At 44.1% G+C, this 14,013-nt stretch carries 12 protein-coding genes; 3 read left to right on the forward strand and 9 right to left on the reverse strand.

Annotated features, from left to right (window positions below):
- Window positions 1-19 precede the first annotated feature (19 nt).
- From uxuA (ACP4IT_RS02085) to uxuA (ACP4IT_RS02125), 9 genes are all read right to left on the reverse strand, one after another.
- A complete protein-coding gene (uxuA, locus tag ACP4IT_RS02085; RefSeq protein WP_011666952.1) occupies window positions 20-1,090 on the reverse strand; it encodes a mannonate dehydratase in 1,071 nt (356 codons plus the stop codon).
- Window positions 1,091-1,122: 32 nt separating this feature from the next.
- On the reverse strand, window positions 1,123-1,824 hold the full coding sequence (locus ACP4IT_RS02090) for a GntR family transcriptional regulator (protein WP_011666951.1): 702 nt from the start codon (window positions 1,822-1,824) through the stop codon (window positions 1,123-1,125).
- A gap of 142 nt (window positions 1,825-1,966) precedes the next feature.
- Window positions 1,967-2,869 (reverse strand): phosphogluconate dehydrogenase (NAD(+)-dependent, decarboxylating), encoded by a 903-nt coding sequence (gnd, locus tag ACP4IT_RS02095; protein ID WP_011666950.1) that lies wholly within the window; start codon window positions 2,867-2,869, stop codon window positions 1,967-1,969.
- Window positions 2,870-3,377: 508 nt separating this feature from the next.
- Window positions 3,378-4,919 (reverse strand): gluconokinase, encoded by a 1,542-nt coding sequence (gene gntK / locus ACP4IT_RS02100; RefSeq protein WP_011666949.1) that lies wholly within the window; start codon window positions 4,917-4,919, stop codon window positions 3,378-3,380.
- Between the two features lie 95 nt (window positions 4,920-5,014).
- Window positions 5,015-6,007: a D-isomer specific 2-hydroxyacid dehydrogenase family protein gene (locus ACP4IT_RS02105; RefSeq protein ID WP_011666948.1), complete on the reverse strand. Its 993-nt coding sequence runs from the start codon at window positions 6,005-6,007 to the stop codon at window positions 5,015-5,017.
- A 34-nt stretch (window positions 6,008-6,041) separates the two neighbouring features.
- Window positions 6,042-6,704 (reverse strand): histidine phosphatase family protein, encoded by a 663-nt coding sequence (locus tag ACP4IT_RS02110; protein WP_011666947.1) that lies wholly within the window; start codon window positions 6,702-6,704, stop codon window positions 6,042-6,044.
- A 20-nt stretch (window positions 6,705-6,724) separates the two neighbouring features.
- Complete coding sequence (locus ACP4IT_RS02115; protein ID WP_156646245.1) at window positions 6,725-7,603, reverse strand: aldose 1-epimerase family protein; 879 nt, start codon at window positions 7,601-7,603, stop codon at window positions 6,725-6,727.
- A gap of 17 nt (window positions 7,604-7,620) precedes the next feature.
- Complete coding sequence (locus ACP4IT_RS02120; RefSeq protein WP_011666945.1) at window positions 7,621-9,258, reverse strand: mannitol dehydrogenase family protein; 1,638 nt, start codon at window positions 9,256-9,258, stop codon at window positions 7,621-7,623.
- A 498-nt stretch (window positions 9,259-9,756) separates the two neighbouring features.
- Window positions 9,757-10,830, reverse strand: coding sequence for a mannonate dehydratase (gene uxuA / locus ACP4IT_RS02125; protein WP_082265101.1), 1,074 nt, complete (start codon window positions 10,828-10,830; stop codon window positions 9,757-9,759).
- Window positions 10,831-11,177: 347 nt separating this feature from the next.
- On the opposite strand from uxuA (ACP4IT_RS02125), the gene ACP4IT_RS02130 reads away from it, so the two are divergent.
- The 3 genes from ACP4IT_RS02130 (at window position 11,178) to ACP4IT_RS02140 (ending at window position 14,009) form a co-directional block, all read left to right on the forward strand.
- Entirely contained in the window at window positions 11,178-11,843 is a 666-nt protein-coding gene (locus ACP4IT_RS02130; protein WP_024525930.1) for a GntR family transcriptional regulator, read from the forward strand.
- A 227-nt stretch (window positions 11,844-12,070) separates the two neighbouring features.
- Window positions 12,071-13,636: an MFS transporter gene (locus ACP4IT_RS02135; RefSeq protein ID WP_042521985.1), complete on the forward strand. Its 1,566-nt coding sequence runs from the start codon at window positions 12,071-12,073 to the stop codon at window positions 13,634-13,636.
- A 7-nt stretch (window positions 13,637-13,643) separates the two neighbouring features.
- The gene (locus ACP4IT_RS02140) at window positions 13,644-14,009 is read left to right on the forward strand and encodes a hypothetical protein (protein WP_114684445.1); all 366 of its coding nucleotides are present in this window, start codon (window positions 13,644-13,646) and stop codon (window positions 14,007-14,009) included.
- Window positions 14,010-14,013: the final 4 nt, after the last annotated feature.

Raw genomic sequence — 14,013 nt, forward strand, 5'->3', positions numbered from 1 at the left:
TTTAGCAATGAATGCAAAATCACGCCTGCTTTTCTAAGGCTTCCCATAAACCATTCAAGTAAGTAATTCCCAGTGCCCGATCGTACAACCCATATCCGGGCCGACCACTTTCGTGCCAAATATCCCGTCCATGATCCGGTCGAATAACACCCGAGAATCCAGTCTCATGTAAGGCCTGCATAATCGCAAACATATCTAGCGAGCCCATCGATGATAGGTGCGCCGACTCATGAAAATCACCCTGATCACTCATGAACTTAATATTCCGCGCATGTACAAAAGGCACTCGCCCTTGAGGAACAAACTCACGAATGATTGCTGGAACATCGTTTTGCGGGTTTTCACCCAAACTACCGGTACAGATGGTAAAACCATTAGCTGTTGAGGGGTTCATCGCAACGATTCGGTTCATATCCGCGAGATTCTTATAGATCCGCGGTAACCCAAATAATTCCCGTGGTGGATCATCCGGATGCAAGGCCATTTGAACATGGCATTCCTCGCACACGGGAATAATCGCGTCCAAAAAGTAGTTAAGATTAGCTGCTAATTGGGTCTCATCGACCCCCGCATACGCATCAAAAAGCTGTTGAACTTGTGCCAGTCGCTCCGGCTCCCATCCAGGTAGAACAAAGCCGTTCGCGTTATTTTCAATCTCATGAATGATGTCTTGCGGTTGGCGTTGCACCTGCCGGTGTTCAAAGGCCAACGCCTGCGACCCATCGGCCAAGGAAAAGTGCAGATTCGTTCGGACCCAGTCAAAAATCGGCATAAAATTATAACAAATTGTGCGGACACCCGCGGCTGCCAGGTTGCGAATCGTCTGCTGATAATTTTCAATATATCGATCACGACTGGGTAAACCAATCTTGATATCATCATGAATATTAACCGATTCGACCACTGTAAATTTTAGCCCAGCCGCCTCAATTTGGTGCTTGAGCCGGATAATCTGGTCCTCAGGCCACACCTCGCCCACTGGAATATCAAACAGGGCCCCGACGACTTGGCGGACACCGGGTATTTGACGAATATCTGCCAAGTGGATCTGATCATTCTGACTGCCATACCAGCGAAATCCCATTTCCATGATTATTTAACCTCTTTCTTATCACTACGCGGCTACGCTTGGATACCCGCTAAGTCCTCATCACTAACGTTCATAAAATAATCTGGAAAACGACTCAACAAATACTTCCGTTCGCTTAACATTAGTCGTAAATGAGCGGTAATTTCAAACCGGACATCGTCTAGGTTGCGATCATGAACGGCCTTCAAAATATCGCGGTGTTGATTTAAGAGCGTGGCCCAATTCAAATCACTGACTTTCAATCGAATCCACCGAAACCGGTTCAGTTGCGTATTAATCGTCTGTAACCAGTTCCAAATCTCTTCGCGATCGGCGGCCATATAGAAGAGTTTATGAAACGCTTCATCTGCATCAAAAAAAGCATCGGGATCGCGTTTTTGAACCACCCGTTCCTGTTCAGCCATATTCGCTTGTAGTTCTTGATAGAAGGCATCCGTCATTCGCCCAGTTGCCTCCAACATAATTTCGCCTTCCATAATCTGCCGGACGAAACGCGCATTATTAGCGGTATTCATATCAATTTTTGAAATGTACGTGCCACTTTGCGGAATGACATCAATCAAGCCATCCCGTTCGATACGAATAATGGCCTCTCGGACTGGTGTTCGTCCAATTCCCAGCTCATCTGAGATCACCTTTTCCGACACCTTTTGACCCGGCGTATATTTATTGTGCATGATGCGATAACGAATTTCGTTGTAAGCCTCGCTGCGCATATTATTTGTTAGTTGCATTGGTCACTACCAGTCCTTCACTAGGGATTTCCCCTAAATATTTAACCATTATTCTAGCACAAAGCAGATCATCTTTAATCCAAGAAAAAAGGGCCGTACTAAATATAGTACCGCCCTTCGTTATAATCAAAATTTGTTTAAATTAAGCCTTGTCAACTGCGTGGCCACCGAAACCGTGACGCATAGCAGAAACAACCTTACCCGTAAACGTATCGTTTTCCATAGAACGGTAACGCATCATCAAGGATAAAGCGATAACTGGTACTGGGATTTGTTGGTCCAAAGATTCTTCCAACGTCCACTTACCTTCGCCAGAACTGTGCATCGTCCCTTTGATTTCGTCCAAGTTAGCGTCGTTAGCAAAGGCTTCTTGAGCCAATTCCATGAGCCATGAACGAACCACAGAACCAGAGTTCCACAGACGAGCAACGGCTTCGTTATCGTAGTCAAATTGGCTGTGTGCCAAGACATCGAAACCTTCACCGATAGCTTCCATCATCCCGTATTCAACACCGTTGTGCACCATCTTCAAGTAGTGACCTGAACCAGCAGCACCGGTGTAGAGGTAACCATTTTCTTGAGCGATACCTTCGAAGACAGGCTTCAAAGCAGCGTTAAAGGCTTCAGCACTGGTCCCACCGATCATGAAGTTACCATCAGCACGGGCACCAGATTGACCACCAGAAGTCCCACAGTCAAAGAAGTTGATGCCAACTGCTTCGGCCTTCTTAGCATCTTCAACGGAGTTCTTCCAGAATGAGTTCCCACCGTCAACGATGTAGTCGCCGGCGCTCAAGCTACCAACCAACGTATCAATCGTTGATTCAGTTGGCTTACCAGCTGGGAGCATCAACCAAACAATCTTTGGTGATGGTAATTTGCTTAAAACGTCATCCAAAGATGTGGCCGTTTCGGCACCAAAACCTGCTGCTTGGTCGACAAAGTCCTTGTTCAAGTCAAAACCAACAACCTCGTGGCCGTGATCCATCATGTTTTGTGCTAAGTTGATACCCATCTTGCCTAATCCAACTAATCCAATTTTCATTGTATGCGTTCCTTCCTGTGGTTAAAAATTGTGATATACTAGCTCGGTTTTTATTATATGAAAAAAATTTACATATATCAAGGTAAAACCGTAAAAAAATTACAAAAGTTTTATTTATGGCTGATTTGAACTCAATTTATGGTTAGTCATCGTTTGACCTGGCTGGGCTACATTTATGGATGAGCCTAGCTTTCGGGCCAAAACTAGTTAAAATCAGTTACAGCCACGGATAATTATCACCTTAACAATAGCCAAAGTTCAAACTAACACTATCCAACGTTTCTGCAGCAATAATCATTAACTAGCGTGGCCATGCCACACTAGCCCAACAAAAAGCGGCAAATGGGCTCAGTACCGTCGTTATCCTTAGTAGGATAAGACCAGACTTTAAGACAAGCGGGCTACTTGACTTAAAGTCGTGTCCGGTACGTTCCAGCTCATTTGCCGCAGCCAGAGGGCAGACAGCCATCACCTCAATTAAGCAACGAACAAGTCATTAAAAATTGCTTTATTCCTTCGGTTCCCGCTTACGCTGGTATTCCGCAATGGCACTGTATTCGCTCTGTAGCTTCCGTCCCAAACGAATATAAATTGGCATAATTTCACGATAGTTTTCAAAGGTCTTGGGATCAGGCTGGTAGGTGTTCTTCTTGCCAATAAATTTGTTAACCACTGACAAGTCATCTGCCAGTCCCAAGCTGATTTGGGCAATGACCATTGCCCCTAAACAACCACTTTCAAAGGCTTCCGGAATCGTAACGGGTTCTTCGAAAATATCGGCCAACATCTGCCGCCACAGGGGTGACCGGGCGAAGCCGCCCGCTGCACGGATTTCAGTTGGTTCTCCGGTTGCTTCCTTCAGTGCCAGTTCAACGGTGTAAAGGTTATACACAATGCCTTCTAGGGCCGCACGAACCATGTGAGCCCGTGAATGTTGCCGCGTCAAGCCGAAGAATGAAGCCCGCGCATTACCGTCCCAAATAGGGGCCCGCTCGCCACCCAAGAATGGATGGAAAATTAAGCCGTCGGAGCCAGCAGGAACTTGTTTAGCAATTGATGTCAATACATCGTATGGGTCTTCACCCAATTCCTTGGCCATCACTTTTTCCGGTGCAAATAATTGATCGCGAACCCACCGGAAGACAATCCCACCGTTATTGACGGGGCCACCAATGATCCACTTGCCTTGCATAACGGGATAACAGAAAATCCGTCCCTTGGGATCGATTTGTGGCTTGTCAACGAACGTCCGTACAGCACCGGATGTCCCAATTGTCACAGCAACTTCACCATTATTAATTGCCCCTAAGCCGATTTCAGACAATGAACCGTCCGTTCCGCCCATAATGAATGGCGTATCGGCTGGGAAGCCAATTTGTTTAGCGTAGTCTGGATTCATGCCCGTCAGTTGATGAGTTGCATCAACTAATTCTGGTAATTGATCACGGGTAATTCCCACTAGCTTCATGGATTCTTCGTCCCAATCCATCTGGTGGATGTTAAACAACCCAGTCGTTGCGGCCATGTTGTATTCTTGTTTCAACTGACCAAAGTAGCGATACAACAGGTATTCCTTCAAGCCAACCCAGTAACGCGTCTTCTTGTAAATCTCTGGATGATCATTCTTCAGCCATAAGATCTTGTAGACCGGACCCATTGGATGCGTTGGTAACCCCGTCCGCTTGTACAAGGCCAAGCCGCTACCATCTGCGGCCATTTGTGAGGCGTACTTTTCCGCCCGATTGTCCGCCCAAGTGATGGTGTTCGTCGTTGGTTGATGGTCCTTGTCCAACCCAATTAAACTATGTTGTTGGGTCGACCAAGAAACCCCTAAAATCTTCCCTTGCGTTTGATCAGCCTTCGCTGTAACTTCAGCCAAAGCGTCAATTGTGGCTTGGAAGATGACGTTTGGATCCTCTTCTGCCATATCCGCATTTTCTTGAATCAAGGGGTAGAGCTTGTTTGCGTAACCAAATATATCTCCATCTGTATTGTACAAAACTGCTTTCGTACTCGTCGTTCCAACATCAATTCCAATTAAGTAGTCCATTTCGTTTCCCAGCTTTCTTTCAGTCATACCCGCTTGATTAGCTAAACAAAACCACGTGTCAATTCACGCGCACATGGTTCTGTTTAAACTCATCGTTAGGCTAAAGTACTTGTTAATTCACGAACCAATGGCTTATCAGCAATAACGTTCTTCACATCACTCACGCACTTTTCACCCATACCATGCAAGCATTCGTAAGTGTAAGCAGAGGTATGTGGGGTTAATAAGATACGGTCATTTTTCAAGAATGGGTGGTCAGCGGGAACGGGTTCAACTTCAACAGCATCGGCAGCGTAACCAGCCAACTTACCAGATTCAACCCCAGCCAAGACGGCATCTTCATCAATCAAAGCGCCCCGACCGTTGTTGCATAGGTAAGCGCCATCCTTCATCAAAGCAACTTTATCAGCGTTGATCAAGTGGTAATCACCATCGTTTAAGGAGGCATTCAAAGAAACATAGTCACAGTTCTTTAAGAGCGTATCCAAGTCAACGTGTTGCACGTTGTGATTCTTCAACCAGCCAGCTGGTGCCTTAGGATCTGGATCAGCAATGAAGACTTGCCCGCCAAAGACACTGAATAGTTCAGCCACTCGGCTACCAATATTCCCACAACCAATCACCCCAAAGGTCTTACCGCTCAATTCATTCCCCATGAATTCGGCCCGATCTTCGTAACGGCCAGCTCGTTCACGTTCAGCAGCCGGTACCGTACGCCGAACCATGGTTAACAGGTTAACCAGTTCATTTTCAGCGACGGAGTCCCGTTCAACCAATTGTGGCACGATAGTTACCAACGTCCCGTGGGCTTTGGCTGCTTTCACGTCAACGTTGTTGAAGCCAATACCGTGACGAGAAATCAGTAGCAAGTCATCCTTGTTATCGAAGAATTCTTGATTAAACATTGGGGTCACTGAAGCAATGATAATGTTGTAGCCATGAAGTGTTTCGGCTAATGTCTTACCATCAATGTCGGTTGGCAACATGAACCGCTTCACTTCACCGATTTGTTCCAATTCTTGCCAATGTTCCTTGAACACTTGACCAAAACTACTTGAGTTCACAACTGCAATTTTATATTCTGACATGGAAAACTTACCTCCAAAAATTTTTATTCTCTCATTAACTAAGTCGGTTGTAGCTAGTAACTAGGCCATCGAATCCCGGATTGGCCGTAGTGAGTTGTAAGGTTGTCACCCCACCATTAGCCGGAAAGCTGGATAACACATCGAATTGAGGCCCAAAGCGCAAAACCAGTGAACGGATAAAAGTGCCATGGGTCACCACCAGAATGCGGTCCTGATCGGCATAACGGGATAATAACCGTTGTAACCCAGCATCGACCCGCCGTTTAAACGTCAACCCATTTTCCGATAGCTGGCGCGGGTCCGCTTGATGCATGGCATCTCTAGCCGCCTCAAATGAATACTTCTGAATGATCTGCGCTTGGGTTTGACAACCTAGGGACTGACCAACCGTTTGCCAAGACTCATCGTTATCTAAACCTTCAAAGGACCCAAAGAAGACTTCCCGAAAGGCCGTGTCGGTTTGCAACTCCCCGGTAAAAGCATTGGGTTGGAGAATATGCTGTGCCGTATCCATTGCCCGCTTTAGATCAGAGGCATAGGTGGCCTGATAGGTCACATTCTTTAGGAGTTGCCCAGCCTGATCAGCTGTCGCAATCCCGGCCTTAGTCAGTGGTGAGTCGGCCCAGCCTTGCAATTTATTCATTGTATTGAAAATCGTTTGACCGTGACGGACAAAGTCAACGGTAATGGTCTTCATCTGTGATCCCTCCTTAGCAGTTAATCCACCGTAATCGTATAAGCCATCGTTTCGGATTGACCCACAGCGACGTGATGATTGCCTTCCTTAGTCGCTAGTTCACGCAGATCACCCGCCACATCTGGCAACCCATTAAAGGGCTCCAAACACAGGAATGGCGCTTGAGCACCTTCCTTGGTCCACAATGTCACGTAATCAAAGTCATCCAAATTCAGAGAAATGCTATGCTTGGACTTCGTTGACTGTAGCGTAAGGTGCGCTAAGTTAGGCGCCTTTAAAATAATTAAGCCGGCATCAAACATCGGATAGTTAAGTTTAATGACCCCCTTATCTGTCGTCACCGGTAACTCTTTGCCGCCTCGATAAGGATTAGGGGTTTTAACAATTTCAAATTGTTGCAAGTCCGTTGGGGCTGGATCGAGGACTAATTCATAATCCGTAAAGGCTTCCCCGGCCTCAAATGGGACGTTAAATGCCGGATGTGATCCTAACGAATAAGATAAATCCTGTTGCCCGTGATTTTGAACACTAAAGGTTAGGTTCAAGCCAGTTGCAACTAACGTAAAGGTCACTTGCAGTTCAAAATCAAAGGGATAGTACACCCGCGTTGCGGCATTGGCCGTCAACGAAAGCGTCACTGCCGTTGGGGTCTGATCAACAATCATAAATGTCTCGCCACTGACAAAGCCGTGTTGGGGCATTTCATATCTCTGACCATCAATCAGATAGCTGTCTTCATTCGACCGCCCGATTGCCGGAAATAATACTGGCGCGTGTTTCGGCCACAAATCGTTGTTCCAGATCAGGTCCCGGTGGCTTGCTTGGTCCACTAAATGAGTGAGTTCCGCGCCCACTTCATTGATAGTTGCTGTGAAACGATCATTTTGAATCGTTACCATGATATCGGCTCCTTTGCCTAGTCAACTGCTTGGGCGTGATCAGCTAAAGCTTTTTCTAGCGTGGCAACAATGGCACCTTTACCCGCAATCATTTGCTTAAAGTAATTTTCAACCTTTTCGCCTAGACCAACTGCATAGAGATCTTGACCAAAGATCGACGTATTCGTCAAAACATCCTTCAAGTGGGCGTGGACATCCACGTCATCACCCAACTTGATATCACCAACATACTTCTGTAAGTCGGCCATCATTGGGTCAGGACTCGGTTCGAAGCTAGCGCCTTCATCATTGACAGCCATCAGGTAACGGAACCAAGCGGCAATCGTCAATGGAATGAATTCCAAGGTTGCTGGGTCAAAACCATCGCGTTCATCGTAGTGCTTGATTGTGACACCATACCGAACTGGAATCTTCTGTGAGGTATCGGTTGCAATCCGTTGTGGCGTATCAGGGATGTATGGGTTAGGCAAGCGCTTCGTGACTAATTGGTTGATGAAGTCCTTCGGGTTAATCACCTTAGGATCAGTCACAACTGGTAAGCCTTCGACGTAACCAATTTGCTTGATTAAAGCAACTAAGTCTTTGTTTTGGAGCTCCTTGGCAATGGAATCAAAGCCCAGAACGCTCCCAAAGATGGCTAGCGCGGTGTGCAAAGGATTCAGACAAGTCGTTACTTTCATTTCATCAGCATCGTTAACCGTGTCACGGTCAGTCACAATCACACCAGCATCTTCAAACTTTGGCCGGCCATTTGGAAAGGCATCTTCAACGACTAAGTAGTGTGCTTCTTCCGTGTTAGTAAATGGCGCAATATTCGTATGCTTAGGCGTGTGCACAATCTCATGATCTTCAAAGCCAGCAGCGGCTAGTTTGTCTCCAACAGCTTCGGCAGGATTAGGGGTAATCCGGTCAATCATGGATAATGGGAAGCTAATTTGTTGTGGGTCTTGTAAGTAAGCTAAGAAGTCAGCGCCAACAAACCCATTTTCTTGCCAGCCTTTAGCAATAGTTAAAACGCTTTCTTTTAAGCGATCACCATTTTGTGAGAAGTTATCGGTACTCAAGAGAGCCAGTGGTGCCTTACCATTGTTAAAACGCGCCAATAATAAGGAAACTAATCCCGCCATGTTGCCCCTAGGTTTTTCGGGGCCATTAGCGATATCGGCCTTGGTGAGGTCATTTAAATCACCATTAACGGTCCGAAGGTTATAACCCTTTTCAGTAATCGAGAACGTAACCACCTGCAAAGAATCCTTCTTAAAGACATCAAACAAGTTGTTCCAGTCATCTTCGTGGCTTGGATTAAAGAAGTAAGCTTCCGCAACAGATGCAAATAATTCTTTGTCAAAGTTACCATCAGCTTTCGTCACAACCCGTAAGATCCGGTTGTTATAGGCTTGGTAAATATCTTTAACAACATCGTCATCGTAAGTTTCACCAACAATCACGCCAGAATCCAATTCACCTTTTTCAATTAAGGTATTCGCAATGGCCGCGTGGAACGCCCGGAATAAGTTACCACCACCAAAGTGAACCCAGCGAGGATGATCAGCCGTTGCTTGTTTTAGGGCAGCTTGATCGTAAGTGGGAACCTTGATTCCAGCTTGTTCAAACGCTGCTTTATTATTTAAGTAATCGTCAGTTAATTTAACCATGTCAATACGTCCTTTCTGATAAAAACATGCACTCAATAACCTTAATGAACCAAATGACTATCGCTTATAACTTATATATCAGTATTCGTTTGTAACCGATTTCATATTACAATAAAAAAACAAAATGTCAAGGCCCATTTAATCAGCCTTACTGCCCGGCACACCTAACAAAGTGTGCAATAATAAGCTTTATCTAAAGCAACATTTTTTAAAATTTTTACGAAATCTAATACATCAGTTAACCACGTCAATAATTTAAAACAAAATACCCTTTAATTGCCTTTAAACAAGTAATGTTACCGTGAACATTCATCTACAAAAACTAGTATACCACGGAAAATAGATTCTTCAAATCCATTCGTCCTTATATTTTAATCCAATTAATCAGTGACTGACGCTGCCTTGCTACTTAGACATAAAAAGGAGACCCAATCCGAAAATAAACGGGCCTCCAAACCAAACTTACAAGACAGTTATGATATTCAACGACACGAGGCTTTACTTATTTTTTTCCAGCGCCTCCCAAAGACCATTCAGGTAAGAAATTCCTAGAGCCCGGTCGTATAAACCATAACCTGGCACGCCGTCTTCACCCCAGATATTACGCCCATGATCAGGACGAATGTAACCATCAAAGTTTGTATCGTGCAAAGCCTTCATAATTTTATACATATCTAAACTACCGCACTCACTAAAATGCGCCGATTCGTGAAAGTCCCCCTGATTATTCATAAACTTAATATTACGAGCGTGAATGAATGGCGCACGATCCTTCTTAACAAACTCACGAATGATAGCTGGCACATCATTCTTCGGATTTTCTCCTAGAGAACCCGTACAAATCGTAAAACCATTATATTTAGATTCATGCATGGCTTCAATCGCGCGCATATCCTCGGCGTTCTTGTAAATACGAGGTAAACCAAATAATAAACGCGGCGGATCATCTGGATGCATGGCCATCCGAACATCACATTCCTCACAAGTCGGGATGATAGCATCTAAGAAGTACTTCATATTCTCACGTAATTTGGTTTCATCAACATCTTTATAGGCATCGAAAAGGCCTTCAATGGTCGCTAATCGTTTCGGCTCCCAACCTGGAAGAGCATACCCATTAGCGCCGTTACGGGTAGAATCGATGATTTCTTGAGGGTCATCGGCCAACATTCTTGACTCAAACGCCATAACGTTAGAACCATCTTCCAAGATATAGTGCAAGTCTGTCCGTAACCAATCGAAAACTGGCATAAAATTATAACAAATAACTTTGATGCCATACTCGGCTAAATTACGAATCGTCTGTTTGTAATTTTCAATATATTGATCACGAGTTGGCTTCCCGATTTTAATGTCATCGTGGATGTTAACCGACTCGATAACTTCTAATTTCAGGCCGGCATCTTCAACTTCTTTCTTAAGCTTGGCAATTTTTTCTTTTGGCCAAACTTCACCAACCGGTACATCAAACAGCGCGCCAACAACCTGAATCGTTCCAGGAATTTGACGAATGTTTTTTAAGGTAATCGGGTCATCATCTGGCCCATACCAACGAAATCCCATATTCTTCATAGGTCCATTCTCCTACCTCTACATGCAATTTTTTAGTTGCTGTTTTTTAACCTAGCGTGTGCATCGATAATACTCTTCTATGAGTAACAAAACTTAGCTAGCCTTAGCATAGAACTACCAAAATAAACTTTACCATCAACATAAACGCCTGATCACGACTACCACCAAACACGCACATCATAGTAACGTATTTCATTCAAATTCAGTGTATACTTATTATATTAATATATCAGTTTCCATGAAAATATTAACACCTACTGAAATCGATTACAACCCCAAATTAAATTTTGTTTATAACCGGCAAAATTGGTATACTTTAGTTGAAAAATATTCAGGGGGAGTCCCAGATGGTCGAAATAACAAATTATCAAGATGAGGCATACGTTGCCATTCGTAATAAAATTCTACATCTAGAGCTCAGGCCCGGTGATCGTATTAATAAAAAAGATTTACAAGACGAGCTCTCGATTGGTGCAACCCCACTTCGCGAAGCATTTTTGCGGTTAAGTCGTGAAGGTCTGCTCCTAGTTCGCCCACAAAGTGGCACTTATGTGTCTAAGATCAGTGTTGATGAAGTCTATCAAGCGCGCTTTGTGCGTGAAAATATTGAAAAGTTAGTTGTCGCGGAAATAATTAGTCATATCACCGAATCTGACCTAGATGAGCTGCGATATTTGATTCAGTTACAAGAACTCCAACTCCATTCTAAAGATTATGATCGGTTTTTTAATCTTGATGAATCCTTTCACCAAACATTTTATAAAATTGATCACAAAGAATTTGTTTGGAATTGGTTACAAGTTGTTAACCTTCAATTTAACCGATTTCGTTACCTTCGTTTAGAAGTCGCGGATCTCGACTGGCAACAAATCTTCGACGACCATCGTGCTATTGTGGCTGCCATTGCTGATAAAGTCCCCACCCGCGCCGAAACTTGTGTCAGTCGTCATCTACATATGGTCGATGACGATATTAAGGTGGCATTAAAACTCCATCCAGACTTCTTTGAATAATTATTCCCAAAAGTAAATCAAATAAATATTTCACTGTTCACTAAAGGCGCCGCTTCGCACTGAAGCGGCGCTTTTTTATTCCCTTTTTGTGTTGTTTGAATGAACATTCACAAAAAAGCGTTGACTTTATTTGAAAACCGAATAGAATGAAAGCGTATTCAGATATACTAATATTTCAGTTTCCGAAATATTCGAAAGTACTGTTACTTCGAAAGGATGAAATTATTATGGGCAATAGTCGCTGGGTCTACACTCCCAAGGATATCAACGTTAAGCGTGGGGTTGCTTACGGTTTAACTGATCTCATGGGCGGTGGCTGGAACAACATTGTTTCAGGTGTCATCTTCGCTTATTTAACACTTTCTGTCGGTCTGAATCCCGCAATGGCTGGGGCAATCACAGGTATCGCTCGGGTCTTCGATGCTATCTTTTGTTTGATTTTCGGAACCATCACTGACGGTTTCTATAAAACAAATCTTGGTAAAAAGTATGGTCGTCGACATTTTTGGATGTTCATTGGCATGATTGGTTTTGCCATTTCTTTCCTAGCCTTCTGGGTACCAGCCACTTCAATTTTTGGACCGGGTCATGAATTCGTCTATTACCTAGTGGTTTATACACTAACAGAACTCTTTGTTGGAATGATCCTGATCCCTTGGGAAACTTTACCAACAGAAATGACAACCGACTACACGAAGCGAACCGTACTTTCTGGCTCCCGAATGTTTATCTCCGCTACTGGGACTTCACTAGTGTTCTTTATCTTAGCCATTCTGCAATCCTTACCCAGTGCTGAAGCGAAGAAAAATGCTTACCTTTTTGCCGGTATTCTTTGGACTGTTTTATTTGTCGTTGCCATCTATATCTCTTATCGCAGTACTTGGGAACGTCCACTGACTAAGGAATTTATCGCTGAACTCGATGCACGCCCAAAGCTAACTGTTGGCCAATATATTAAAGAAACATTGCACGACTACGGCCAGACTTTCCGAAACTTAGCTTTTAGCAAGCATTTAACCATCTATATTTTCTCGTTCACAGGGAAAGACTTCTACGCGACCTTGTTACCAACATTCATCGTTGTCTGCATGGGCATGGCTTCCAATATCCCTTGGGTTCTCAACGCCTTTGCTGTCTTTGGAATTTTATCAACCTTAGCCGCTGCTAAGTTAATGATTACTCACGGTCCCCGATTCCTTTACAGCCTGTCCTACATAGGCATTATTGTTGCTTTGATTGCTTATGGGATAACTTACTTCATGCACGTTAAGAATCCATTGACCATCTTAATTATTATTACGATCGTTTATCAATTATCTCGGGGGATTCTTGAATTTACACCATGGAACGTTTTCCCATTTATCCCTGATGTCGATCGTATCATGACTCGTGGTGATAAAGCCGGTACCTACGCCGCAGTTATGACCTTCTTCCGCAAATCAACCGGCGCATTGGCTACTTGGATTGCTGGGATTTTATTGGAAGCTCTCGGCTATGTCTCCACCGCTACCACTCAAGCACCTGGCATCACCGACAAGATTGCCTTGCTCTTCGTCATTGCACCATTACTCTTAATTATCATTGCGTTAGTGGTCTCATGGACGTTCAAGTTGAACCGTCAAACTCATGCCGTGTTACAAGGTGAAATTAATCGTTTGGAAGATGGTGGTAACAAACGCGATGTAACCCCTGAAGCCAAACAAGTTGCCGAGGAGCTAACGGGACACCCATATGATGAGCTGTGGCCTGACGAAACATATGAAGAATCACAAACTGACAAATCTAAGGAGTGAGTAACCAATGCCTACAACCGTTATTATTTATAATCAACCCAAACAAAAGCTTTTGACTCAAACATTTAACAGTGACGCGCCCGCTAAAATCAATCTCAGTGACATTGATCTTAATACCAATACTGATCTTGAAAAAATGCTTCACCCAGATACATTCGCCTTAGTTTTCAACGGAACATCCTGGGCTAGTCAAGCCTACATGCAATGGGAGGACCTACGAATTAATGAGGCCTTACAGACGGTTAAAGCCAATTACAGTGAGAAAACCCAAGGAATTCTAACACGTTTTGTTGCCAGTATGGATATCAAGTATCAAGGCAAGATGTCTTGGGTAGCGTTATTAAATGAATTAGGCAAAGAAATCGAGGCGTAACTCT

The organism is Levilactobacillus sp. LN180102 (assembly GCF_050106635.1).
Classification (GTDB): Bacteria; Bacillota; Bacilli; order Lactobacillales; family Lactobacillaceae; genus Levilactobacillus; species Levilactobacillus brevis.